Origin of the sequence: uncultured Sphingomonas sp., from assembly GCF_913062585.1 — a bacterium.
In the GTDB taxonomy this organism is placed as follows: domain Bacteria; phylum Pseudomonadota; class Alphaproteobacteria; order Sphingomonadales; family Sphingomonadaceae; genus Sphingomonas.
The window spans coordinates 91,649-117,009 of the sequence record NZ_CAJXWX010000010.1; the positions used below are offsets into that span (position 1 = coordinate 91,649).

General features: G+C 65.2%; 25 protein-coding genes. 1 reads left to right on the forward strand and 24 read right to left on the reverse strand.

The features are described from left to right. Positions 1 to 70 precede the first annotated feature (70 nt). Positions 71 to 2,389, forward strand: coding sequence for a hypothetical protein (locus QZ546_RS08885; RefSeq protein ID WP_294236254.1), 2,319 nt, complete (start codon positions 71 to 73; stop codon positions 2,387 to 2,389). Positions 2,390 to 2,543: 154 nt separating this feature from the next. Here QZ546_RS08885 and QZ546_RS08890 read toward each other — a convergent pair whose 3' ends face one another. From QZ546_RS08890 to thiE, 24 genes are all read right to left on the reverse strand, one after another. Next, complete coding sequence (locus QZ546_RS08890; protein ID WP_294236256.1) at positions 2,544 to 2,819, reverse strand: DUF1467 family protein; 276 nt, start codon at positions 2,817 to 2,819, stop codon at positions 2,544 to 2,546. A 4-nt stretch (positions 2,820 to 2,823) separates the two neighbouring features. Then, entirely contained in the window at positions 2,824 to 4,458 is a 1,635-nt protein-coding gene (locus QZ546_RS08895) for a ribonuclease J (RefSeq protein WP_294236258.1), read from the reverse strand. A gap of 141 nt (positions 4,459 to 4,599) precedes the next feature. Beyond that, positions 4,600 to 5,379 carry a type III pantothenate kinase gene (locus tag QZ546_RS08900; RefSeq protein WP_294236260.1) on the reverse strand — a complete coding sequence of 260 codons (780 nt, stop codon included), beginning with the start codon at positions 5,377 to 5,379 and terminating at the stop codon, positions 4,600 to 4,602. Positions 5,380 to 5,388: 9 nt separating this feature from the next. After that, positions 5,389 to 6,093: a biotin--[acetyl-CoA-carboxylase] ligase gene (locus tag QZ546_RS08905; protein ID WP_294236261.1), complete on the reverse strand. Its 705-nt coding sequence runs from the start codon at positions 6,091 to 6,093 to the stop codon at positions 5,389 to 5,391. Between the two features lie 5 nt (positions 6,094 to 6,098). Then, entirely contained in the window at positions 6,099 to 7,562 is a 1,464-nt protein-coding gene (gene nuoN, locus QZ546_RS08910; protein ID WP_294236263.1) for an NADH-quinone oxidoreductase subunit NuoN, read from the reverse strand. Next, positions 7,562 to 9,112, reverse strand: a complete 1,551-nt coding sequence (locus tag QZ546_RS08915) for an NADH-quinone oxidoreductase subunit M (protein ID WP_294236313.1) — start codon at positions 9,110 to 9,112, stop codon at positions 7,562 to 7,564. Before QZ546_RS08915 ends, nuoN begins: the two co-directional genes overlap by 1 nt. Before the next feature lie 7 nt (positions 9,113 to 9,119). Further along, the gene (gene nuoL, locus QZ546_RS08920) at positions 9,120 to 11,246 is read right to left on the reverse strand and encodes an NADH-quinone oxidoreductase subunit L (protein WP_294236314.1); all 2,127 of its coding nucleotides are present in this window, start codon (positions 11,244 to 11,246) and stop codon (positions 9,120 to 9,122) included. Next, complete coding sequence (gene nuoK, locus QZ546_RS08925; RefSeq protein WP_170170841.1) at positions 11,246 to 11,548, reverse strand: NADH-quinone oxidoreductase subunit NuoK; 303 nt, start codon at positions 11,546 to 11,548, stop codon at positions 11,246 to 11,248. The genes nuoL and nuoK overlap by 1 nt, the downstream gene beginning before the upstream one ends. 2 nt (positions 11,549 to 11,550) lie before the next feature. Next, entirely contained in the window at positions 11,551 to 12,162 is a 612-nt protein-coding gene (locus tag QZ546_RS08930; RefSeq protein WP_007404217.1) for an NADH-quinone oxidoreductase subunit J, read from the reverse strand. A 49-nt stretch (positions 12,163 to 12,211) separates the two neighbouring features. Beyond that, complete coding sequence (gene nuoI, locus QZ546_RS08935; RefSeq protein ID WP_294236265.1) at positions 12,212 to 12,697, reverse strand: NADH-quinone oxidoreductase subunit NuoI; 486 nt, start codon at positions 12,695 to 12,697, stop codon at positions 12,212 to 12,214. Next, on the reverse strand, positions 12,694 to 13,749 hold the full coding sequence (gene nuoH, locus QZ546_RS08940) for an NADH-quinone oxidoreductase subunit NuoH (RefSeq protein ID WP_294236267.1): 1,056 nt from the start codon (positions 13,747 to 13,749) through the stop codon (positions 12,694 to 12,696). The genes nuoI and nuoH overlap by 4 nt, the downstream gene beginning before the upstream one ends. Then, entirely contained in the window at positions 13,746 to 15,764 is a 2,019-nt protein-coding gene (gene nuoG, locus QZ546_RS08945; protein ID WP_294236270.1) for an NADH-quinone oxidoreductase subunit NuoG, read from the reverse strand. The genes nuoH and nuoG overlap by 4 nt, the downstream gene beginning before the upstream one ends. Beyond that, on the reverse strand, positions 15,764 to 17,074 hold the full coding sequence (gene nuoF / locus QZ546_RS08950) for an NADH-quinone oxidoreductase subunit NuoF (protein ID WP_294236273.1): 1,311 nt from the start codon (positions 17,072 to 17,074) through the stop codon (positions 15,764 to 15,766). The genes nuoG and nuoF overlap by 1 nt, the downstream gene beginning before the upstream one ends. Continuing rightward, complete coding sequence (locus QZ546_RS08955; RefSeq protein WP_294236275.1) at positions 17,074 to 17,748, reverse strand: NAD(P)H-dependent oxidoreductase subunit E; 675 nt, start codon at positions 17,746 to 17,748, stop codon at positions 17,074 to 17,076. The genes nuoF and QZ546_RS08955 overlap by 1 nt, the downstream gene beginning before the upstream one ends. Then, positions 17,748 to 18,053, reverse strand: coding sequence for a nuclear transport factor 2 family protein (locus QZ546_RS08960; protein WP_294236316.1), 306 nt, complete (start codon positions 18,051 to 18,053; stop codon positions 17,748 to 17,750). Before QZ546_RS08960 ends, QZ546_RS08955 begins: the two co-directional genes overlap by 1 nt. A gap of 41 nt (positions 18,054 to 18,094) precedes the next feature. Continuing rightward, the gene (locus QZ546_RS08965; RefSeq protein WP_294236277.1) at positions 18,095 to 19,330 is read right to left on the reverse strand and encodes an NADH-quinone oxidoreductase subunit D; all 1,236 of its coding nucleotides are present in this window, start codon (positions 19,328 to 19,330) and stop codon (positions 18,095 to 18,097) included. After that, positions 19,327 to 20,082, reverse strand: coding sequence for an NADH-quinone oxidoreductase subunit C (locus tag QZ546_RS08970; RefSeq protein WP_294236279.1), 756 nt, complete (start codon positions 20,080 to 20,082; stop codon positions 19,327 to 19,329). Before QZ546_RS08970 ends, QZ546_RS08965 begins: the two co-directional genes overlap by 4 nt. Further along, on the reverse strand, positions 20,079 to 20,582 hold the full coding sequence (locus tag QZ546_RS08975; protein WP_042469354.1) for an NADH-quinone oxidoreductase subunit B family protein: 504 nt from the start codon (positions 20,580 to 20,582) through the stop codon (positions 20,079 to 20,081). Before QZ546_RS08975 ends, QZ546_RS08970 begins: the two co-directional genes overlap by 4 nt. A gap of 56 nt (positions 20,583 to 20,638) precedes the next feature. Next, positions 20,639 to 21,013, reverse strand: coding sequence for an NADH-quinone oxidoreductase subunit A (gene ndhC / locus QZ546_RS08980; RefSeq protein WP_294236281.1), 375 nt, complete (start codon positions 21,011 to 21,013; stop codon positions 20,639 to 20,641). Positions 21,014 to 21,208: 195 nt separating this feature from the next. Further along, on the reverse strand, positions 21,209 to 22,021 hold the full coding sequence (locus tag QZ546_RS08985) for an inositol monophosphatase family protein (protein ID WP_007404243.1): 813 nt from the start codon (positions 22,019 to 22,021) through the stop codon (positions 21,209 to 21,211). A 127-nt stretch (positions 22,022 to 22,148) separates the two neighbouring features. Next, positions 22,149 to 22,712, reverse strand: coding sequence for an elongation factor P (gene efp / locus QZ546_RS08990; RefSeq protein ID WP_294236283.1), 564 nt, complete (start codon positions 22,710 to 22,712; stop codon positions 22,149 to 22,151). Positions 22,713 to 22,786: 74 nt separating this feature from the next. Then, positions 22,787 to 23,398 carry a M23 family metallopeptidase gene (locus QZ546_RS08995; RefSeq protein WP_294236285.1) on the reverse strand — a complete coding sequence of 204 codons (612 nt, stop codon included), beginning with the start codon at positions 23,396 to 23,398 and terminating at the stop codon, positions 22,787 to 22,789. Then, the gene (locus QZ546_RS09000; RefSeq protein WP_294236320.1) at positions 23,395 to 24,291 is read right to left on the reverse strand and encodes a L,D-transpeptidase family protein; all 897 of its coding nucleotides are present in this window, start codon (positions 24,289 to 24,291) and stop codon (positions 23,395 to 23,397) included. Before QZ546_RS09000 ends, QZ546_RS08995 begins: the two co-directional genes overlap by 4 nt. Before the next feature lie 346 nt (positions 24,292 to 24,637). Further along, on the reverse strand, positions 24,638 to 25,327 hold the full coding sequence (gene thiE / locus QZ546_RS09005; protein ID WP_294236287.1) for a thiamine phosphate synthase: 690 nt from the start codon (positions 25,325 to 25,327) through the stop codon (positions 24,638 to 24,640). Positions 25,328 to 25,361 lie beyond the last annotated feature (34 nt).

Genomic DNA, 25,361 nt, shown 5'->3' on the forward strand with positions numbered 1-25,361 from the left:
TCGCTTTCTGCGACGAACAAACGTGTTAAACCGACCCATTGTGACACGCCATTGTGACGCGGGGGCTCAGATGATCGTGGATTTGCGCGCGGAGCGTCAGGACAGGTCGGACATGCCGGATTTCCAGGGCGATACGTCCGATCAACCGATGCCGTTCGGCGCCACCGAGACGGCCGCGCCCTTCGCGATGCCAGCCAGCCCTTGGCTGGACGACGGCATCGACCCTGTCGAACTGGAGCCCGCCTCGCGCACGCCGCTGGTCCTCGCCATCGGTGGTGCCCTCTTATGGTTCGGCGCGGTGATCGGCTGGGGTATGTGGCGCATGAGCGACACGTCCCCCGCCGCCCTGGCGCCGCTGCTTTCGCTGGCGCTTGCCGGGCCGATGCTGATCGCGGTCCTGTGGCTGATCGCCCAGCGCAGCAGCCGGGCGGAGCAGCGCCGCTTCGCGATGACGGCACACGAGATGCGCAGCGAAGCCCGGTCGCTGGAGCGCGCGGTCGCCGCGATCGGTCAGGCGTTGGCCGCCAACCGCTCCGAATTGTCGGCCCAGGCGATCGCCCTGTCCGAAATGGCCCAGGCCGCCGAGACCCGCTTCAACACGATCGCGCGCGATCTGGCCGACGATATCCAGATGGTCGAGGCGCATGGCCGCACCCTGGCCGAGGTCGCCGGCACCAGCCAGGCCAGCCTGACCCAGCTTCTCGACGCCCTCCCCCGCGCGGCGGAAGAGGTGGGCGAGGCAGGCGACCGCATGGCGGAGGCGGCGCGTTCGGCCGAAAGCCATGCCGCCGCACTCGATGCACAGTTGGTGGCGCTGGGACGACGTGGCCAGGACGCCGACACCATCGCCAGCGGCGCAGCGCTGCGGCTGGCCAATCATATCGAGCAGATGGAGGCCACCAGCCGGACCGCCAGCGAACATCTGGAAAACGTCACCGCCAATGTCGCGGTCACGATCGACGCACTGCTCGACCGCACCGCCGAGGCGATCGACCAGTCACGCAAGGGCATCGCGGCGCAGGGCGATGCAATGCTGGCCATGGTCAGCGCCAACCAGGCCGCGCTGGACAGTGCGGCGCGCGACAGTGCCGACGCGCTGGCCGAACGGATCACCGTCGTGGACGACGCGATTGCCCGGCTGACCGGCGAATTGGAGGCGCAGCGGACCGCGGGCGAGACGATGATCGACACGCTCGACACCGCGCTCGACCGCGTCGAGACCCGGATCGCGGTGCTCCACGCGCAGGGCACCGAAAAGTCGCAGATGCTAGCCGCCTCGATCAGCGCACTGGGCGGCTCGGCCGATGCGATGACCGGCGCGCTGGAGGCGGGCGAGGCGATGGCCAATCGCGTGATCGGCACGACCGAAACGCTGCTGATCGCGCTCGACGCCGCCGCGCGCGAGATCGACGAGACGCTGCCCGAGGCGCTCGCCCGGCTCGACCAGCGGATGCTGGCGAGCCATGAGGTGGTGGTCGAAACCAAGCCCGAACTGCTGGCGCTGGTCGCCGCGGCCGAGAGCACGCATGAGGCGATCGAAGCGATTGCCGATGTCATTGCCGAACAGCGCCAGACGCTGGACACCCTGTCCGGATCGCTGCTCGAAACCCTGTCGAGCGGCCGCGCCAAGGCGGATGCGCTGGGCATGATGGTCGACGAGACGATCGAGCGTTCGCACCGCTTCGCCGACGAAGCCGCCCCCAAGCTGGTCGATGCGCTGCTGCGCGTTCGCGAGACCGCCGCGACGGCGGCCGAAAAGGCGCGCGAGACGCTGGCCGAGGTCATTCCCCAGGCCGCCCATGCCCTCGAACTCGCCAGCGCCGAGGCGATGCGGCGCGCGACCGGCGACACGGTCGAGCGTCAGGTCCATGCGATCGTCGACGCGACCCAGGGCGCGGTCGACGCCGCCACCCGCGCCACTGAACGCCTGGCGCGACAGGCCGATCTGATCATCGAAAAGACCGGCATCGTCGAAGCCCGCATCGAAGAGGCCCGCACAGAACGCGAGGACGCCGACCGCGACAATTTCGCGCGCCGCGCCTCTTTGCTGGTCGAATCGCTCAACTCCGCGTCGATCGACATCACCAAAATTTATGCGCCCGAGGTGACGGACAGCGCGTGGGCGGCGTATCTGAAGGGCGATCGCGGCGTCTTCACCCGGCGCGCGGTGCGCATCCTCGACTCAGCACAGGCGCGCGACATCGCCAGCCTGTATGACGACGATGCCAAGTTCCGCGACCATGTGAACCGCTACATCCACGATTTCGAGGCGATGCTGCGCGGCGTCCTCGCCCAGCGCGACGGATCGCCGCTCGGCGTGACGTTGCTGTCGTCCGACATGGGCAAGCTGTACGTGGCACTGGCGCAGGCGATCGAGCGGTTGCGGTAGGACGGGAACGGGCGCGTAGCCTGGCTGCGTCCACTTCGACTTCGCTCAGTGCGAACGGCGTGCGGGATATTGGGCCGAGGGGGATACCAACCTCCGTTCAGCCTGAGCGAAGTCGAAGGCTACGCACCGCCACCCGCAATCGGCGGAACCAGGCTCAGAGCCCCCGGCTCATCCCGCTCCAGTCGAGCATATCGGCCGTGATCCAGCCATAGACATAGTTGGCGTAGAACAAGCCGAACATCACCGTCGCGACGACCGTGGTGCGCAGAAAGAAACGCCCGATCAGAAAGACATGCGGCGCGCTCTCGGCGGTGCCGGGGATATGCTCGGCGCCCGCCTCATGCGTGGTACTGACCCCGAAGGGCAGGACCAGGAACACCGCGAGAAACCAGAACAGGACGTAGATCGCGAGGGCCGACGTCCAGTGCATGGTCTTATCCCTCGATCAGCAGGACATCGACGATCGGCTTCTTGCCGGTCCAGCGGGTCGCCACCTTGCGCACCGACAGGCGGATATCCTCGCGCAGCTTGTCGGTCGCACGGCGCGGACCATCGACCGCCTTGGCTGCCGCGGCCACCGCCTCGGCGATGAAGGCATCGCGCTCGTCCTCGACCGGCACGCCCTGCACACGGATCTGTGGGCTGCCGACCAGCCGGCCTTTCGCGACCGCGACGCCGACCGAGATCTGGCCGTTGATGGCAAGCTTGCGCCGCTCGTTCATCGTCGAACCGTCGGAGGGCAGGATCACGTCGCCGTCGAGTACCAGGCGGCCGACCGGCGCCTGGCCGATCTTGGTCGCATTGCCCGGCAGCAAACGGATCATGTCGCCATCCGACTGGACGATCGTCTGCGGCACGCCCTGCGTCGTCGCGAAGCGGGCGTGTTCCATCATGTGCCGCATCTCGCCGTGAACCGGCATCAGCGTGCGGGGACGCAGCCACTTGTACATCTGCGCCAGTTCGGGCTGGCCGGGATGGCCCGAGACATGGACATGCGCCTGACGCTCGGTGACCATACGGACGCCCTTACCCGCCAGGATGTTCTGGATGCGCCCGACCGCCGTCTCGTTACCCGGAATCTGACGCGCCGAGAAGATGACCGTGTCGCCGGTGTCGAGCCGGATCGTGTGGCTGCCCTCGGCGATGCGCGACAGGGCGGCGCGCGGCTCGCCCTGGCCGCCGGTCGCGACGATCAGCACGCGGTCCTTCGGCAGGCGCATCGCGGTTTCGGGATCAACCACCTCGGGGAAACCCTTGAAGTAGCCACAGGCGCGGCCGACCTTCAGGATCCGGTCGAGCGAACGCCCGGTGACGCACAGCTTGCGTCCCGTCTCCTTGGCGACCTCGCCCAGCGTGACCAGACGCGCGGCGTTGGAGGCGAAGGTGGTGACGACCACCCGCCCCTTGGCCTTGGCCACCGTCTCGGCGATGCCGGGGCGGACGCTGGCTTCCGAGCCCGAGGCCTCGGTGTTGAAGGCGTTGGTGGAGTCGCACACCAGGATGTCGACGCCCCTGTCGCCGATGGCCGAGAGCTGCGCCGGGCTGGCGGGCTTGCCGATGACGGGGGTCTGGTCGAGCTTCCAGTCGCCGGTGTGGAACACACGGCCGACAGCGGTTTCGATCAGCAGCGCGTTGGCCTCGGGGATCGAGTGCGACAGCGGCACGAAGGTGAAGTCGAACGGACCGACCTCGAACGTCTTGCCCGTCTCCATCACGCGCAGCTTGACGCGGTTCGCGCTGCCCTCTTCCTCCAGCTTGCCGCGCACCAGCCCGGCGGTGAAGGCGGTGGCGTAGATCGGCACGCCCAGATCCTCGGCCAGATAGGGCAACGCACCGATATGGTCTTCATGGCCATGGGTCAGCACGATGCCGACCAGATCGTCCAGGCGATCCTCGATGAAGCTCAGGTCGGGCAGGATCACATCGATGCCGGGATAGGCCGGATCGGCGAAGGTGATGCCGCAATCGACCATCACCCATTTACCTTCGGTGCCGTACAGGTTCACGTTCATGCCGATTTCGCCCGATCCACCGAGCGCGCAGAACAGCAATTCTTTCTTGGGAGTCATTCACTTCCTGACAATGGAAGCCCCTGCCCGCCAAAAGCGGGCTCCAGGGGCATTAGGGTTTGCGCCGATCAGGGCGCGGTCATTCTCTCGCGGATCGGACGCCCTGCGGATGTTCGCGGGCTGTCCGATCCGAAACTCTTGTCATTGAATATGGGCCCGTTCCCACAGGATCGCCAGCCCCTGAATGGTCAGATCGGGCTCGATATGATCGAAAACATCCGTGTGCGGGCTGAGCAGCGCCGCCAAGCCGCCGGTCGCGAGCACTTTGACCGGCCGCCCGACCTGTGCCTTCAACCGCGCGACCAGCCCTTCGATCATCGCGACATAGCCCCAGAAGATGCCGATATGCATCTGGTCGACCGTATTGCGACCGATGACGCTGCGGCTGGCGGGCGCCTCGATGGCGATGCGCGGCAGCTTGGCGGCGGCGGTAACGAGCGCATCGAGCGACAGGTTGATGCCCGGGGCGATGATCCCGCCCTTATAGGCGCCCTGATAGTCGCTGATGTCGAAGGTCGTCGCCGTGCCGAAGTCGATGGTGATCAGGTCGCCGGGATAGAGTTCGTGCGCGGCGATGGTATTGACCGCGCGGTCCGCGCCCAGCGAGGCGGGCTCGTCGACGTCGATCGCAATGCCCCACTCCACCGGCGCACGCCCCGCAATCAGCGGATCGACCTTGAAATATTTCTGCGCCAGCACCTGAAGATTGTGCAGCGCGCGGGGGACGACCGTGGCGATGATGACGCCGGTCACGTCCTCGCGAGCATAGCCTTCCAGCGCCAGCAACTGGCTGAGCCACACCGCATATTCGTCGCCCGTCCGGCGCGGATCGGTGGCGATGCGCCAGCGGCCCTTGATCGTCCGCCCCTCGAGCAGCGCGAAGACCACATTCGTGTTCCCAGCATCAATCGCAAGCAGCATGATCGTTCCTCAGACCAGGAAGATGTCACCGGCATGGATGACATGGGCCGAGCCATCCGCCAAGCCGAGCCGGAGCGCGCCGTCGCTCGCCAGCCCTTGGAATATGCCGGTCAGCGCCTGACCGTCCGGCAGACGGGCAGTCAACATGGCCCCACGCGGATGCGCCCTCGCCTCCCAGCGCGCGATGATCGCGGGCAGCCCCTGCTCGCGCCAGATCGCGACCCAGCGGGTCATCGCATCGGCGAGCAGCGCCTGCATCGCCGCGGGCGAGACAGCGACGCCATGATCGCAAAGCGCGGTCGTGGCGCGGTCGGGTAGGTCCGGGGCCGACGCCAGATTGATCCCCATGCCGATGACGACCGCATCGCCCACACGCTCCAACAAGATGCCCGACAGCTTGGCGCCGTCGATCAACAGATCATTCGGCCACTTCAGCGCAAGACGCGCGCCGATCGCGGAAAGACAGGACCGGACCGCATCCTCGATCGCAACGGCGGCGACCAGCGCCAGCGTGGCCGGCATCGGATCGCCGGGTCGCAGCCGGACCAGCGTCGATCCGTAAAAATTGCCCGAGGGCGAGGACCAATCCCGCCCCTGGCGTCCGCGCCCCGCCGTCTGGCGGTCGGCGCGGAGCCAAAGGCCCTCTTCACCGCCTGCCTCGGCAAGCTGGCGAAGATCGGCATTGGTCGATCCCGTTTCCGGGACGTGCAGCAATCGGCTCAGAACAGCGCCCGTGCCGCCGCCAGCGACCAGGCGCCGAGCAGCGGGATCGCCAGATAGCCGACCGGCGAGACGAAAAGCGCCGACAGCGCGATCAGGCCGTTTTCGACCGGCTGCACGTCGCTCTTGTCCCAGGCTCCGGCGGGTTCGTCGAAGAACATCGTCTTGACGATGCGCAGATAATAATAGGCACCGATCACCGAAGCGACGACACCGATCACCGCCAGCGGGAACAGCCCCGCCGCGACCGCTGCATTGAAAACCGCGAACTTGGCATAGAAGCCGAGCAGCGGCGGAATGCCTGCGACCGAGAACATGAAGAACGCCATCGCCCAGGCCAGCGCCGGACGCGTGCGCGACAGACCCGACAGGCTGGCGATCGACTCCATCGGATTGCCCTGCTCGTCGCGCATGCGGATGACGATCAGGAACGCACCCAGCGTCATGACGACATAGATGGTCAGGTAGGTCAGCACCGCTGCCACGCCCTGGGCCGTACCCGCCGCCAAACCGATGAGGGCAAAACCGACATTGTTGATCGACGAGTAAGCGAGCAGCCGCTTGATGTTGGTCTGCCCGATCGCCGCCACGGCACCGAGGATGATCGACGCCAGCGCGGCGAAGGTGACGATCTGCTGCCACTGCTGCGCGGCCGAGCCCATCGCCTCGACAGCGACCCGGATGGCCAGCGCCATCGCCGCGACCTTGGGGGCCGAGGCGAAGAAGGCCGTCACCGGGGTCGGCGCGCCTTCATAGACGTCCGGGGTCCACATGTGGAACGGCACCGCCGACATCTTGAACGCAAGCCCTGCGAACACGAACACCAGCCCGAACATCAGGCCCAGCGAGCGCGTGCCCATCGCCGCATCGCGGCCATAGGCACCAGCAATCTGCGCAAAGTCGGTCGAACCGGTGAAACCATACACCAGCGAGATGCCGTAGAGCAGGATACCGGAGGCGAGCGCGCCCAGCACAAAATACTTCAGACCCGCTTCGGCCGAACGCCCGTCGCGACGCATGAAGCTCGCCAGCACATAGGCCGACAGGCTCTGCAGTTCGAGACCGACATAGAGGGTCAGCAGGTCGCCCGCCGACACCATCATGCCCATGCCGACCGAGGAGAGCAGCATGAGGATCGGATATTCGGGACGCAGATCCTCTCCCGGCGAGCGCGCGAAGAAGCGCGGGGCCATGATGATCGCCACCGCGGTCGCCAGATAGATCAGGACCTTGACGAAACCGGCAAAGGCATCCGCCCGGTACAGGCCGCCAAAGGCCAGCCCGCCCGTGGTCGCCGGACCGGCGAGCGCGACCATCGCCCCCGCCAGCACGAACACCGCCGCGATGGAGATTCCGCGCGTCGAGGCAGTTCCGCCCCAGGCGGCGACGAGCATCAGCGCGATCGCGCCGAGGGTCAGCACCAGCTCGGGCAGGACCATCAAGAGGTTCAACGAATAGCTCATCAGTGCGCCTCCCCGTGCGCAGCTTGGTGCTCAGGGGCATGGGTGGTGGCCAGCGCCGGGTTACCGGCGGTGGGGCGGCTGTCCGAACCGGGGTTCGCGCGATCGATCCGCTGGAGCAGGATCGTCACGTCCTTGCGCATCGGCGCCAGGAAGCTTTCCGGATAGACACCCATCCACAAAGTCACCGCCGCGATCGGGGCCAGCAGCCAGAGCTCGCGAGCCGACATGTCGGGCATCGCCGCCACCTCATCCGACTTGATCTCGCCATAAGCGATCCGCCGGTAGAGATAGAGCATATACGCCGCACCCAGAATGATGCCCGTGGTGCAGAGCAGCGCGGTCCAGGTCGACACCTGATAGGTGCCCATCAGCGACAGGAACTCGGCGACGAAGCCGCTGGTGCCCGGCAGACCGATCGACGCCATGGTGAAGAACAGGAAGAATACGGCGTAGCGCGGCATGTTGATCGACAGCCCGCCATAGCGCGCAATCTCACGCGTGTGCAGCCGGTCATAGATGACGCCGACGCACAGGAACAGCGCGCCCGACACCAGGCCGTGGCTGAGCATCATGATCATCGCGCCTTCGATGCCCTGCTGGTTGAAGGCATAGAGACCGATGGTCACGATCGCCATATGTGCGACCGACGAATAGGCGATCAGCTTCTTCATGTCGGACTGCACCAGCGCGACCAGCGAGGCGTAGATCACCGCGATTGCCGACAGCGCGAAGATCAGCCAGGTCAGCTGTCCGCTCGCCTCCGGGAACATCGGCAGCAGGAAGCGCAGGAAGCCATAGCCGCCAAGCTTCAGCAGAACGCCCGCCAGGATGACCGAGCCCGCCGTCGGCGCCTGCACGTGCGCATCGGGCAGCCAGGTGTGGACCGGCCACATCGGCATCTTGACCGCAAACGAGGCGAAGAAGGCGATCCACAACCAGGTCTGAACCGAGGCCGGGAAGTCATAGGCGAGAAGCGCCGGGATCGAGGTCGTGCCCGCCGTGCGCGCCATATAGAGCATCGCGACGAACATCAGCAGCGAGCCGAGCAGCGTGTACAGGAAGAACTTGTACGACGCGTAGATGCGGTTCGCCCCGCCCCAGATGCCGATGATCAGATACATCGGGATCAGGCCGGCTTCGAAGAAGACGTAGAAGAGGAACAGGTCCTGCGCCGCGAACGTGCCGATCATCAGCACTTCGGTGAACAGGAACAGGCCCATATATTCGGGAACGCGCTTGTCGATCGCGCGCCAGCTGGCGCCGATGCAGATCGGCATCAGGAACACGCTGAGCATGATCAGCAGCAGCGCGAAACCGTCGATGCCGAGCGACCAGCCGAACGGGCCGAAGATGCCCGGGGCATGTTCGACGAACTGCCACTGCGCGCCGCCCACGTCGAACTGCGTCCAGAGCACGATGCCCAGCACGAAGTCGACCAGCGTGGCGGCCAGCGCCAGCATCCGCGCGCCCTGCGCGTTGAGGAAGAGGCAGGCGATCGCGGCAACAGCCGGGACCGCCAGCATGACGGAGAGGATCGGGAAGCCCTGCATCACGCGATCAACCCAAAATGGCCCAGGTGACGGCCGCGGTCAGACCGATCAACATGACGAAGGCATAGCTGTAGAGGTATCCCGTCTGGAAGCGCGCCGCACCCTTGCTGCCCTGCTGGACGAGCCAGGCGACACCATTGGGGCCGAAGCGGTCGATCGTCTTCTCGTCGCCACGGTGCCACAGGAACCGGCCGATCGCGAAGGCGGGGCGCACGAAGAGGAAATGGTAGATCTCGTCAAAATACCATTTGTTGAGGAGGAAGCGGTACAGGATGCGGAACTGGTCCGCGAACTTGGCCGGGAATTCCGGCGCACGGATATAGGTCAGATACGCGGTCAGCAGACCGAGCAGCATCACCACCGTCGCCGACAGCTTCACCCACACCGGCACGCCGTGCATCGAATGCATCAGGTGCTCGTTGAAGGCGATCGCGCCCTTCCAATAGCTCTCGCCCGACTCCGGCTCGATGAACCAGCCGTGGAAGACGAAGCCCGCCGCGATCGCACCGATCGACAGGACGATCAGCGGGATCAGCATGACCAGCGGGCTCTCATGCGGATGATAGCCACCGGTACCCTCGGGCAGATCGGTATGCGCCGCGCCGTGCACGCTCGGTTCGTCACCGGCACCCTCGGCATGGGCGACATTGTGATGCGCCTCGTCATGGTGACGCGCGTCATGCGCGTGCGCATGATCGTCATGGCCATGGCCATGCGCGTCATGGATCGCGTGCTGGATATGCTCCGACCCGGTCCAGCGCGGCTTGCCCCAGAAGGTCAGGAACATCAGGCGCCACGAATAGAAGCTGGTAAGCAGCGCCGCGATCACGCCCGCCCAGAAGGCGAAGCCCGAACCACCCGCATAGGCGACCTCGATGATCGCGTCCTTCGAGTGGAAGCCCGCGAAACCGAACGCCATCGGATTGCCGAACAGAGCCGGGATACCGACGCCGGTGATCGCCAGCGTACCCATCATCATCGCCCAAAAGGTGAGCGGGATGTGGCGACGCAGGCCACCATAATAGCGCATATCCTGCTCATGGTGCATCGCATGGATCACCGAGCCCGCACCCAGGAACAGCAGCGCCTTGAAGAAGGCGTGCGTGAACAGGTGGAACATCGCCGCGCCATAGGCGCCGACGCCGGCCGCGAAGAACATATAGCCTAGCTGCGAACAGGTCGAATAGGCGATGACGCGCTTGATGTCGGTCTGCACCGTGCCGACGGTCGCGGCAAAGAAGCAGGTGCAGGCCCCGATCACGGTGATGACACCGAGCGCGGTCGGTGACGTCTCGAACATCGGCGACAGGCGGCACACCATGAACACGCCGGCAGTCACCATGGTCGCCGCGTGGATCAGCGCCGACACCGGGGTCGGGCCTTCCATCGCGTCCGGCAACCAGGTGTGCAGACCCAACTGCGCCGACTTGCCCATCGCACCGACGAACAGCAGCAGGCAGAGCACGGTCATCGTGTCAAAGCGATAACCCAGGAACCCGATCGTAGAACCGGCCATGGTCGGCGCGGCCGCCAGGATTTCCGGGATCGACACCGTCTTGAACACCAGGAAGGTGCCGAAGATGCCGAGCATGAAGCCCAGGTCACCGACGCGGTTGACGACGAACGCCTTGATCGCGGCCGCATTGGCCGAGGGCTTACGGAACCAGAAGCCGATCAGCAGGTAGGACGCGAGACCCACGCCTTCCCAGCCGAAGAACATCTGGACCAGATTGTCCGCCGTCACGAGCATCAGCATCGCGAAGGTGAAGAGGCAGAGATAGGCGAAGAAGCGCGGCTGATCCGGCTCCTCACTCATATAGCCCCAGCTATAGAGGTGGACGAGCGCCGAGACGCTGGTGATGACCACCAGCATGATCGCGGTCAGCGAGTCGACGCGCAGCGCCCAGTCGACCGACATGTCGCCGCTGGTGATCCAGTGGAGCACCGGCGTGACGGTCGCCGCGTTTGCGCCGGTCAGATAGCCGATGAAGATCGGCCATGACAGCGCACAGGAAATGAACAGCGCGCCGGTCGTAACGACCTTGGCGGGCACGTTCCCGATAGCCTTGTTGCCGAACCCCGCAATGGCGGCGGCCAGCAACGGCAGGAAGACGATAGCGAGGATCAACCCGATTACCCCTTCATCCGGTTGACGTCGTCGACCGCGATGGTGCCGCGGCCACGGAAATAGATGACCAGGATCGCCAGACCGATCGCCGATTCACCGGCGGCCACGGTCAGCACGAACATGGCGAAGACCTGCCCCACCAGATCCTGAAGCGCGGCCGAGAAGGCGACGAGGTTCAGGTTCACGGCGAGCAAGATGAGCTCGATCGCCATGAGGATGACGATCAGGTTCTTCCGATTGAGGAAGATACCCAGCACCCCCATGGTGAACAGGATCGCTGCAACGACCAGATAATGGACGAGACCGATCGTCACAGTTCCACCCCCTGCCCGATGGGCTGATTGATGTTGCGGATCGCCTCATGCGGCTGACGCGCATTCTGCTTGGCGATGTTCTGCGGACGGACGCCGCCGCGCTTGCGATGCGTGAGCACGATCGCGCCGATCATCGCAACGAGCAGGACGAGCCCTGCGCCCTCGAAGATGAACAGGTAGCGCGTGTACAGCAGGTTGCCGATCGCCTGGATGTTGGACACCTCCGGCGCGATCGGGGCCGCGCGGGCCGCCAGTTGCACCCCGCCGACGCTCCACGCCTGGAACGCGATGATGACCTCGGCCAGCAGGGCAACGGCCAGCGCCAGCCCCAGCGGCAGATAGCGCGCAAAGCCCGCCCGCATCGCCGCGACCTCGATATCGAGCATCATGACGACGAAGAGGAACAGCACCGCGACCGCGCCCACATAGACGATGACGAGCAGCATCGCGATGAACTCGGCCCCGCACAGCACCATGAGGCCCGCGGCGTTGAAGAACGCCAGGATCAGCCACATGACCGAGTGCACCGGATTGCGCGACGCGATCGTGAGCCCTGCGGACACGATCACCACGGTCGCGAAAATATAGAAGGCGATAGCCTGTATCACTGCCTGTCAGGCCCCTTTTCTGTCCGCCCCGAACCGATGGTCGCGGGCTTTAACGGTACGGCGCATCGGCGGCAAGGTTCGCCGCGATCGCGCTTTCCCAGCGGTCACCGTTATCGAGCAACTTCGACTTGTCGTAGATCAGCTCTTCGCGCGTCTCGGTCGCGAATTCGAAATTCGGCCCCTCGACGATCGCATCCACGGGGCAAGCCTCCTGGCACAGCCCGCAATAGATGCACTTGGTCATGTCGATGTCGTAGCGCGTCGTACGGCGGCTGCCGTCGTCGCGCGGTTCCGCCTCGATCGTGATCGCCTGGGCGGGGCAGATCGCCTCGCACAGCTTGCACGCGATGCACCGCTCCTCGCCATTGGGGTAGCGACGCAGCGCGTGCTCGCCCCGGAAGCGCGGAGAGATCGGGTTCTTCTCGAACGGATAGTTGATCGTCGCCTTCGGCTTGAAGAAGTAGCGAAGGGTCAGCGCGTGCCCCTTCACGAACTCCCAAAGCGTAAAAGCCTTGACGTACTGAGCGACGCTCATGCCGGAACTCCCACGCGCGCAACCATCAGCACGCCAGACACCAAGAATACCCAGAAAAGCGACACCGGCAGGAACACCTTCCAGCCCAGCCGCATCAGCTGGTCGTACCGATAGCGCGGTACGGTCGCCTTCACCCAGGAAAAGACGAAGAAGAAGAAGCACATCTTCAAGAGCAGCCAGACGATACCCGGCACGACGTAGAGCGGGGCCCAATCCAGCGGCGGCAGATAGCCACCCCAGAACAGGATCGCGTTCAGCGCGCACATCAGGATGACGTTGGCATACTCACCCAGCCAAAACAGCGCGAACGACATCGAGCTATATTCGGTCTGGTAACCCGCGACGAGTTCCGACTCCGCCTCGGTCAGGTCGAACGGCGCGCGCTGCGTCTCGGCCAATGCCGAGATGAAGAACATGATCGCCATCGGGAAGAGCAGCGGGTTCAGGAAGAATCCGTTGATCGGCGTGTTGAGCACGCCCTTCTGCGCCTCGACGATGTCCGTCAGGTTGAAGCTGCCCGACCACATCACGACCGAGATCAGGATGAAGCCGATCGCGACTTCATAGGACACCATCTGCGCGGCGGCACGAAGCGCCGAGTAGAAGGGATATTTCGAGTTCGACGCCCAGCCCGACAGGATCACGCCGTACACGCCCAGCGACGAGGCGGCGAGGACGTACAGCAGGCCGACATTGATGTTGGCGACGACCACGCCCGGCTGGAACGGCACCACCGCCCAGACGATCAGCGCGACCGTGAAGGTGATGATCGGCGCCAGCAGGAACAGCCCGCGATTGGCGGCGGCCGGAACGATGGTTTCCTGGAGGAAGACCTTCAGGCCGTCGGCGAACGACTGGAGCAGGCCGAAGGGGCCGACCACGTTCGGACCCCGGCGCAGCGCCATCGCTGCCCAGATCTTGCGGTCGACATAGATGACCATCGCGACCGCCAGCATCAGCGGCAGCGCAATCGCCAGAATCCCGACCAGCGTCGCGATCGTCCAGGCCCAGCCATAAGGAAGGCCGAGCGTCGTGTTGAAAAACGCGGTCACTCCGCTGCCTCCGCATAGCTCTCACCATGGACCAGTTCGGCCGAGCAGCGCTGCATCGTCGGGCTGGCGCGGCAAATCGCGTTGGTGAGGTAGAAGTCCTTGATCGGATAGCCCTCGAGCGTGCCCGACGCGGTCGCGTTCAGCGACGGCGCGGCCCAGTCGAAGGTGACGAGACCGACCTGGCCAAGCGCCGGAACCTCTGTGGCCATGGCGGCGCGGAGTTCTTCCAGCGTGTCGAAGCTCAGGGTCTGGCCCAGCACTTCGGACAGCGCGCGGAAGATCGTCCAATCGTCGCGCGCATCGCCCGGTGCGAACACCGCCCGCTCGCCACGCTGCACCCGGCCCTCAAGGTTGACCCAAGTGCCCGACTTCTCGGCATAGGTCGCACCCGGCAGGATGACATCGGCATGATGCGCACCCTTGTCGCCATGATGGCCGACGAACACCTTGAAGCTGCTGCCGAACTTGGCGAAATCGACCTCATCGGCACCCAGGAAGAAGGCCAGCTTCGGCGCGGCCGCGACTACGTCCGCGATGCCGCCCTTCTGCGCATAACCGAGCATCAGCCCGCCCATGCGCGCAGCCGCCATGTGCACGACATTATAGCCGTTCCAGGCCGAACCGTCCTCCAGCGTGCGGACCAGATTGAACTGATCGACCAGCTTCAGGCTCGCGCCATGCGCACCCTTCAGCGCAGCGCCACCGACGATCACCATCGGACGCGCGGCCTTGCCGAACAACTCGGTCACGGCTTCGGGCAGATTGCCCAGCACCGACAGATCGGCGCCCAGCCACTCGACCTTGTAGGTCAGATCGGTTTCGGGGCCGATCGCGAAGACCTTGGCGCCCTTCTTGATCGCCTTGCGGATACGGGTATTCACCAGCGGCGCTTCCCAGCGCAGGTTGGTGCCGATCAGCAGGATCGCATCAGCGCGCTCGACGCCCGCGATGGTCGTGTTGAAGTTGACCGCAGCCAGGCTCGACGTGTCGTAATCCATGCCGGTCTGACGACCTTCGAGCAGGGTCGAACCCATCTTGGCCAGCAGCGCGCGTGCCGCGAACATCGTCTCGCAATCGACCAGATCGCCCGCGATGGCGGCAACGCTCGAACCGGCATTCACGTCACGGATCGCGGCGAACGCCTCGTCCCAAGTGGCGGGCACCAGCTTGCCGTCGCGGCGGATGAACGGACGGTCGAGACGACGACGGACCAGGCCGTCGATCGCGTGACGCGTCTTGTCGCTCGCCCACTCCTCGTTCACCTCGTCGTTGATGCGCGGCACGCAGCGCAGCACCTGACGACCACGGCTGTCGAGGCGGATGTTGGTGCCGACCGCGTCCATCACGTCGATGGCAAGCGTCTTCTTCAGCTCCCAAGGACGCGCCTCGAACGCATAGGGCTTGGACGTCAGCGCGCCCACCGGGCACAGGTCGACGACATTGCCCGACAGCTCGCTCGACACGGCCTGTTCGAGGTAGGAGGTGATCTGCATGTTCTCGCCGCGATAGATCGCGCCGATTTCCTCCACGCCCGCGACCTCTTCGGCGAAGCGGACGCAGCGGGTGCACTGGATGCAGCGGGTCATGACCGTCTTGACGATCGGCCCCATATATTTCTCGGTAACGGCCCGCTTGTTTTCGTCATAGCGGCTATGGCCCTTGCCATAGGCCATGGACTGGTCCTGCAGGTCGCACTCGCCGCCCTGATCGCAGATCGGGCAGTCCAGCGGGTGGTTGATCAGCAGGAATTCCATCACGCCTTCGCGCGCGGCCTTCACCATCGGGGTGGTGGTGAAGATTTCCTGATTCTCCGCCGCCGGAAGCGCACACGACGCCTGTGGCTTGGGGGGCCCAGGCTTCACCTCGACCAGGCACATGCGGCAATTGCCCGCGATGGACAGCCGCTCATGATAGCAGAAACGCGGGATTTCCTTGCCCGCAAGCTCACAGGCCTGCAGCACGGTGGCGCCCTGCGGCACCTCGATCTCGACGCCGTCGACTTTGACCTTAGGCATTATTCGGCAGCTTCCATCATCGGGGCGTTGCCGCCCGTCTCGCCTTTGCGTTCGCGAATGCGGCGTTCCATCTCCGGGCGGAAGTGGCGGATCAGGCCCTGGATCGGCCAGGCCGCCGCGTCGCCGAGCGCGCAGATGGTGTGGCCTTCGACCTGCTTCGTCACCTGGAACAGCGTGTCGATCTCGGACACATCGGCATCGCCGGTGCGCATCCGCTCCATCACGCGCCACATCCAGCCGGTGCCTTCACGGCACGGCGTGCACTGGCCGCAACTCTCATGCTTGTAGAAATAGGACAGGCGGCTGATCGCACGGACGATGTCGGTCGACTTGTCCATGACGATCACGGCCGCCGTGCCGAGACCCGATCCGACTGCCTTCAGGCCGTCGAAGTCCATCGGCGCGTCCATGATCTCGGCGGCGGGCACCAAAGGCACCGACGAACCGCCCGGGATCACCGCGAGCAGATTGTCCCAGCCGCCGCGAATGCCGCCGCAATGCTTCTCGATCAGCTCGCGGAAGCTGATCGACATGCTTTCCTCGACCACGCAGGGGCGATCGACATGGCCGGAGATCTGGAAGAGCTTGGTGCCCTTGTTGTTCTCGCGCCCGAAGGACGAGAACCACTCAGCCCCACGACGCAGGATCGTCGGCGCGACCGCGATCGACTCGACATTATTGACCGTGGTCGGGCAGCCATAGAGGCCCGCACCCGCCGGGAAAGGCGGCTTCAAGCGCGGCTGGCCCTTCTTGCCCTCCAGGCTTTCGATCATCGCGGTTTCTTCGCCGCAGATGTATGCGCCCGCGCCACGATGGACGAAGACGTCGAAGTCATAGCCCGAACCACAGGCATTCTTGCCCAGGAAGCCCCGGCCATAGGCTTCGGCGACCGCTGCGAACAGCGTCTCGGCCTCGCGGATATATTCGCCGCGAATGTAGATGTACGCCGCCCGCGCGCGCATCGCGAAGCCGGCAACCAGCGCGCCTTCGATCAGCTTATGCGGATCGTGGCGGATGATCTCCCGGTCCTTGCACGAACCCGGCTCGGATTCGTCGGCGTTGATGACCAGGAAGCTCGGCCGGTCGGGGCGCGGTTCCTTGGGCATGAAGCTCCACTTCATGCCGGTCGGGAAGCCCGCACCGCCGCGCCCGCGCAGACCCGACGCCTTGATGACGTCGATGATCTTGTCCTGGCCCAGCTCGAGCAGCGCCTTGGTATTGTCCCAATCGCCGCGCTTCATCGCCGCGTCGACGTTCCACGGCTGATAGCCGTAGAGATTGGTAAAGATGCGGTCCTTGTCAGCGAGCATTATGCGCCCCACTCCCCGCGATAGTCGTGATTTTCGCCGACCATGGCGGTCAGCGTGGTCGGACCGCCCAACGGCTCGACCGTGTGGCGACCCGGCTCCTGCGTACCGGTCTTGGGGCTCTCGCCCCGCGCCAGCGCTTCCAGGATCGTGACCGTGCGGTCGTAATCCAGATCCTCGAAATTGTCGTCGTTGATCTGGACCATCGGGGCCGAGGCGCAATTGCCCATGCACTCGACTTCGGTCAACGTGAACAGGCCGTCGGGCGTGGTCTTGCCCTTGATCAGGCCCTTGTTCTTGCATGCCGCCAGCACGTCGTCCGACCCGCGCAGCATGCACGGCGTCGTGCCGCACACCTGGACGTGATAGCGGCCGACCGGCGCCAGATTAAACATCGTGTAGAAGGTCGCGACCTCATAGATGCGCATATAGGCGACACCCAGCTGGCGCGCGACGAACTCGATCACCGGCACGGGCAGCCAGCCCTGGGTCTGCGTCTCGGCACCGACCTGACGCTGGGCCAGATCGAGGAACGGGATCGAGCAGGACTGTTCGCGGCCCTTGGGATAGCGCGCGAGGATCTCGTTCGCCTTCTTCTGGTTCTCGTCCGTCCAGGCGAAATTGCCCCAGCGGGCGCGGACTTCGGCCTCGTCGGGAATGATGGCTGCGTCGGCCATTAGCGAATGAACTCCACGCGCGACACCTTGTCGTTCTCGAAGGAATAGATGGACATGACCTCGAACGCCTCGCCACCCGGCGCACGTTCGACCTTTTCATGCAGCAGCACGGTCTCGCCGAACGCCTGGTCGGCGACGATCTCGGCGCGGTTCTGCGGGAACTGTGCGAACATCGCCTTCAGTCCCGAACGCACGCCCTCACGCCCGTCGCGCAGGACGGCACCGCGATAGCCCGCTTCGCAGGCTTCCTCGGTCATCAGCGCGACATAGGCGTCGGCGTCCTGCGCATTGTAATGCGCGACCATCTGACGCGCGATCGCGATGCGCGCGGGCGTGTCGATCGCGCTCAACGGTCGCACTCCCCGAACACGATGTCCATCGCGCCCAGGATCGCGGTCGTATCCGCCAGCATGTGCCCCTTGGACATGAATTCCATGGCCTGGAGATGGCTGAACGCGGTCGGACGGATCTTGCAACGATAGGGTTTGTTCGATCCGTCGGAGACGAGATACACGCCGAACTCGCCCTTGGGGCTTTCGGTCGCGACATACACCTCGCCGGCGGGGACGTGATACCCTTCGGTATAGAGCTTGAAGTGGTGGATCAGCGCTTCCATCGAGCGCTTCATCTCACCGCGCTTGGGCGGCGTGACCTTGCGGTCGGTGGCGAGCACCGGACCTTCGGGCATCTGCGCCAGGCACTGCTTCATGATCCGGGCCGACTGGCGCACTTCCTCGACGCGCACCATGAACCGGTCATAGCAGTCGCCGCTGGTGCCCACCGGCACGTCGAAATCAACCTTGTCATAGGCGTCGTAAGGCTGCGACTTGCGCAGATCCCATGGAATGCCCGAGCCGCGGATCATCGGGCCGGAGAAGCCCCACTTGATCGCGTCCTCGCGGTTCACCACCGCAATGTCGACGTTGCGCTGCTTGAAGATGCGGTTGTTGGCAACGAGGCCGATCGCATCCTCGAACAACTGCGGCAGACGCGTATCGAGCCAGTCGGCGATGTCGGTCAGCAGCTTGAGCGGCACGTCCTGGTGGACGCCACCGACGCGGAAGTAATTCGCATGCATGCGCGCGCCCGAGGCCCGCTCATAGAAGTTCATGCAGTCTTCGCGGATTTCAAACATCCACAGGTTCGGCGTCATCGCGCCGACGTCCATCACATGGCTGCCCAGATTGAGCATGTGGTTCGAAATACGCGTCAGCTCGGCAAAGAACGTCCGCAGATATTGCGCGCGCAGCGGCACTTCCAGGTCGAGCAGCTTCTCGACCGCGAGCACATAGCTGTGCTCCATGCACATGGGCGAGCAATAATCGAGGCGATCGAAATAGGGCAGCGCCTGCGAATAGGTCTTGTATTCGATCAGCTTCTCGGTGCCGCGGTGCAGCAGGCCGACATGCGGATCGACCCGCTCGACGATCTCGCCGTCCAGCTCCATGACGAGGCGAAGCACGCCGTGCGCCGCCGGATGCTGCGGGCCGAAGTTGATCGTATAGTTCTGGATCGACACGTCACCCGTTGTCGGGTCGGCATCGTCCGTCTTGTGGAGCAGTTCGTCGACGTAGTCGCTCACTGATTCTGTCCTCCGCCCTTGCTCGGCACGACGTCCGGGTCCTTGGGCTTTTCCTCGGCCTTGTTGCCCGGATGCGGTTGTCCCGCGCCGGTCTGCTTGGGGGCCTCGGTGGTCTTGGCTTCGGCCGCCTTGGGCATCGTGCCCTTCTCATCGCCCGGAAGGACGTAGTCCGCGCCTTCCCACGGGCTCTGGAAGTCGAAATTGCGGAAGTCCTGCGCCAGCTTCACCGGCTCATAGACAACGCGCTTTTCCTCTTCCGAGTAACGCAGCTCGGTATAGCCGGTCAGCGGGAAATCCTTGCGCAGCGGATGGCCGCGGAAGCCGTAATCGGTCAGGATGCGACGCAGGTCGCTATTGCCCGAGAACAGCACGCCGTACAGGTCATAGACCTCGCGCTCCAGCCAGCCGGCGACCGGCCACAGGCCCGTCACCGACGGCACCGGCTTGTCCTCGTCGGTGCAGACATGGACGTGCAGGCGGTGGTTGCGGGTCAGCGATAGCAGGCAATAGACCACCTCGAAACGCTCGTCGCGCTCGGGATAGTCGACGCCCGCGATCTCCATGAGCTGCTGATATTCCAGCCCCTTGGTGTCGCGCAGCGCGATCATCGCCGGAACCAGGTTCGCACGGTCGACGACCAGCGCCACCTCGCCGACATGGTCGCGCGCGTCGAGCAGCCAGGGGCCAAGCGCGGCGCGCGCCGCCTCGATCACGCCGTCGTTCGAGGCGAAACGGGGAGCAGGCGCCCTCACCGTTCGATGCTCCCGGCGCGGCGGATCTTCCGCTGCAGCTGCATCACGCCGTAGAGCAGCGCCTCGGCGGTCGGCGGGCAGCCGGGGACATAGATGTCCACGGGCACGATCCGGTCACAGCCGCGCACCACCGAATAGCTGTAATGATAATAGCCGCCGCCATTGGCGCAGCTGCCCATCGAGATGACATATTTCGGGTTCGACATCTGGTCGTACACTCGACGCAGCGCCGGAGCCATCTTGTTGCACAGCGTACCCGCGACGATCATCACGTCCGACTGGCGCGGAGACGCGCGCGGCGCGGCACCGAAGCGCTCCATGTCGTAACGCGGCATGTTCACGTGGATCATCTCCACCGCGCAACAGGCCAGGCCGAAGGTCATCCACCAGAGCGAACCGGTGCGCGCCCACTGGAACAGTTCCTCGGTCGAGGTGACGAGGAAGCCCTTGTCGGTCAGCTCGCCGTTCAGCCCGTCGAAAAAGCCCTGGTCGGGCTGCACGACAGCTTGCCCGCCATGGGCCTGCGGCTTGAACTCAACCGGACCGGAGTGAAGATTTACTCCCAATCCAACGCTCCCTTCTTCCACGCATAGACGAGCCCGAGCGCGAGCTCGCCGATGAAGATCATCATCGAAAACCAGGCGGTCCAGCCGAGGCTGAAGACACTGACCGCCCAGGGGTACAGAAACGCCGCTTCCAGATCGAAGACGATGAACAGGATCGCGACGAGATAGAAACGCACGTCGAACTGGCTGCGCGGGTCTTCGAACGCGGGGAAGCCGCACTCATATTCGGACAGCTTCTGCTCATTGGGCTGATGCGCACCCGTCAGGCGCGCGACCAGCATCGGCAGAAACACGAAGGCCGTCGACAGTGCCAGGGCAACGCCCAGGAACAGGAGGATCGGCAGATATTGCGACAGATCGACCAAGTTTTTCTCTCGCAGATGCGGAACTGGATGCGATTGGCTTTAGGCCGATGAACCGGCCGGAGCAAGCCAGCGGAGGCATGAGAATGAATCGCAACTGAACCGTGCCATTCACCCCGAACAACGGTATTTCAGATGGTATTTGAAGGGCTTAAGCGCAATAGCTGCAAGCGATTGCGCTTAAATTCCCCTGAATTGTCAACGAAGCGCGTTCGCGAGCAGCTTGTGCAGCTTGGAATGCAGACCTTCATTGGCGGCCAGATACTCGCCGCGGTCGAGCGACTTGTCGCTGCCCCGGAAGTCGCTGACGAAACCGCCCGCCTCTCGCACCAGCAGCATACCGGCCGCGGCGTCCCAGGGCTTCAGGCCCGATTCCCAGAAACCGTCATACCGGCCCGCCGCGACCCAGGCGAGGTCGAGCGCGGCCGAGCCGAAGCGGCGGATGCCGGCGACCTGCGGCGCGATCGCACCGAAAATGCGGCTCCACTGGACGAAATCGCCATGGCCCAGGAACGGGATGCCCGTGGCGATCAGCGCCTCGGACAGGTCGCGGCGCGACGACACGCGCAGGCGGCCGTCCTGCAACCACGCGCCCCGGCCCTTTTCGGCCCAGAAGCTCTCGTCGGTCAGCGGCTGATAGATGAGGCCGGTCGTCACCTCGCGCTTGCCATTGGCCAGCGGTTCCTCGACCGCGATCGAGATGGCGAAGTGCGGGATGCCGTGAAGGAAGTTCGAGGTGCCGTCGAGCGGGTCGATGATGAAGCGCGGCTTGGACGGATCGCCCTTGATCTCGCCACCCTCCTCCATGAGGAAGTTCCAGTCGGGGCGTGCCTTCTTCAGTTCCTCGAAGACGGTTTCCTCGGCGCGCTTGTCGGCCATCGACACGAAGTCGGCGGGGCCCTTGCGGCTGACCTGGAGGTGCTGGACCTCGTTGAAGTCGCGGCGGAGACGCGGGGCGGCCTTGCGCGCGGCGCGTTCCATGATGGTGAGAAGCCCGGAGTGCGAGGCCATGATCGTCCTTTCGGTCGCGCCTCTGCATCTCAGGCGCTGGAAGTGAAAAGGCCCGCCGCGAACGACGGGCCGGGACGGCGGATGACGGGGTCGCGCTCAGGTCGCGCCGGTCATCCGCCGATACCGATTAGTCCGCGCGGCGGACGTAGGTCTGTTCGTACACGTCGACGACGATGCGCGTGCCGCTGGCGATGTGCGGCGGCACCATCACGCGGACGCCATTGTCGAGAATGGCAGGCTTGTACGAGGACGAGGCGGTCTGCCCCTTCACCACGGCGTCGGCCTCGACGATGGTGGCTTCGATCTGGTCGGGAAGCTGGACCGAGATCGGCTTTTCCTCGTGCAGTTCCATCACGACGTCCATGCCGTCCTGCAGGAAGGCCGCGGCATCACCCAGCAGGTCGCGCGGCAGCGTGATCTGCTCATAGGTATCCTTGTCCATGAAGGTCAGGTCGTCACCCTCGGCGAACAGGAACTGGAAGTCCTTGGTGTCCAGGCGGACGCGCTCGACCGTCTCGGCGGAGCGGAAGCGGACGTTCGTCTTGCGGCCGTCGATGAGGTTCTTCATCTCGACCTGCATATACGCACCGCCCTTGCCGGGCTGGGTGTGCTGAATCTTCACGGCGCGCCAGATGCCGCCTTCATACTCGATGATGTTGCCGGGACGAATGTCCACGCCGCTGATCTTCATGGGTCTTCAACCTGCTGGAAAGAGCGAAGGATACCGGCGCAGAAAATGCGGTCCGGCCTCCTGTGTCGGCTGCCTTACCGCGAAGCGATCTTTCCGGCAAGCAGCGGATAGGGATCGACCGCCTCGCCCTGATACCAGCTGTCGCCCGCGCGCATCCAGCTGACCCCGAAGTGCAGATGCGTGTTGCCCGCCCCCGCATTGCCGCTGTCACCGACATAACCGACGACCTGTCCCTGGCCGACCCGCTGCCCCTCGGCCAGGCCAGGCGCATAGCCCTGAAGATGCGCGTAATAGAGGCTCCAGCGTTGATCGGGCGAGCGGATATAAAGGGTATGGCCACCCCGTGCGCTATCGAACAGCTTCTCGACCGTGCCGGTAAAGGCGGCGACCACCGGGGTCCCGGCCGGCGCCATGATGTCGAGCCCCTCATGCCGCCGCGCGCCGCCCTCGCGCGGGTCGCCCCAGTCATGGTGCAGCCGCGCGACCGGATAGCCCGCGACCGGCATGACAAGGGCGGCGGAGCGTCCCGCTACGCCGGAGGCCTTGGGCGCTGGTGCGTCCGGCACCACCACGCCGCCCGATCCGAACGACACCATCGACAGGAAGCCGCCGACGCCGACGACGATCGCGCCGAGCATCACCCAACCGAAACGCGACAGCGGCCCCGTCCCCCGCGCCCGCTTCATTCCTGGAAGACCGCCTGCGTACCGGGTTTCACCATCAGCGACAGGCGGGCGACATCCCAATTGGTCAGGCGGATACAGCCATGGCTTTCGGCGCGCCCGATCGTCTCCGGGCTGGGCGTGCCGTGGATGCCGTAATGCGGCTTGGACAGGTCGATCCAGATCACGCCGACCGGCCCGTTGGGGCCGGGGGGCAGCATCGCCTTGCGCTCGCCCTTCTTCGCGTCCCAGAACAGCTCGGGATTATAGTGGAATTGCGGGTTATAGTCCGCGCCGTAGATCTTCCAGGTGCCGATGGGCAGCGGATCATGCTCCGACCCCATGGTCGCCTGGAACTGCGCGACCAGCTTGCCCTGCCCGTCCAGCACGCGCAACACCGAGTCCGACTTGTCGACGACGATCTTCTCGCCCTGGGGCTGACGCGCATCGACGTTCAGACTGTTGAGCGTCGCCTTCCAGTCGGCCGGAAAGACATCCGGATAGGCGCGCGACGTCGGCAAGGAGTTGGGCACGACTAGCCGCTGGCCGACCTTGACCTGCGCGCCGGGATTGAGCGCGGCAATGACGGCGGGGGTGGTATGGAACCGCTCGCCCATCGCTTCCCAGGCGTCGCGATAGCCCAGGCGCGGCAACTTGGCCTGCTCGGCCGGGTCCTTGGGCAGCGGATTGGTATAGGCGCCGTCGACGGTCTTCTGGTCGATCGTGACCGTCTTGACCGGCCGCCAGCTACGATAGGGGTAGAGCGCCTTCAGCGTCGCGCTGTCGGGCTCGCCGGTGACCGGCAGGCCCCGCGCCTCCTGGAACCCCTTCAGCGCAGCGGTCAGCGACATGCCGCGCCGCCCGTCGATCACGCCCGGGGAGAAGCCCAGATGGTCGAGGATCACCTGGACATGCATCACGCTGGGGTCGATCTCCCTATGGTCGACCGGCTTGACGTCCTGCGCTGGGGCGGGCGCGAGATCGGCGGTCACCGCCACCAGCGCCAAGGCCAATCCGCCTGCCATCGCGATCGTCGATTTGTTCACGCACCCGCTCCTTCGCCGTCATTTCCAGCATGGATTAACGCGAAGGGCCGCGCTTGTTTCCGAGGCGGAACGGGTTGGGAGCGTCTATCCCCCCGGCACGGGAAGGTGGCAGGCAGCAGGCCTGACGGAGGGGGAGTGCCGAACAGGACGACCTTTGCGGCACTCCCCCTCCACCACCGCTGCGCGGCGGTCCCCCTCCCCGTACCGGGGAGGAAAATCAGGCCTTGCCCAGGACCTCGGCGAACGCCTTGACCGCCGCCGCTTCGTCGCCGTTCCACACCGCGCCCGACACGGCCAGGAAGTCCGCCCCCGCCTTTACCAGCGGCGCCGCATTGTCGGGCGTGATACCACCGATCGCGACGCAGGGGAGCTCGAACAGGGTCGACCACCAGGACAGGATCACCGGCTCGGCCTGGTGTTTCGTCTCCTTGGTCGTGGTCGGATAGAAAGCGCCGAACGCGACATAATCGGCGCCGCTTTCGCCCGCCTGCATCGCCAGATGGCGGCTGTCATGGCAGGTCACGCCGATCTGCACCGTCGGCCCGAGCACGTCGCGAGCCTCTCGCGCATCGCCATCCTCCTGGCCCAGATGCACGCCGTCCGCGCCCAGCCGCTTGGCCAGGCTGATGCTGTCATTGACGATGAACGCCACCTCGCGATCGGCGCAAATGCGCTGGAGCGGCTCGGCCAGCTTGGCGGCGGCGTGCTGGTCCATGTCCTTCACGCGGAACTGAAAGGCCGCCACCGGCCCGGCATCGAGCGCGCGCGCCAGACGGTCGGGAAAGCCGCCGGTCACGTCGAGCGGTGAGATCAGGTAAAGCTGGCAGGGCGGCCGCCGCATGTCGCGCACGAATGCATCGGCGAATTGCGGATCGAGGGGCCCCAGGGGATCGTCTTCAAGCGTCATGCCCCCTCCCCTAGCGCCTGACGCGGCGTCCGTC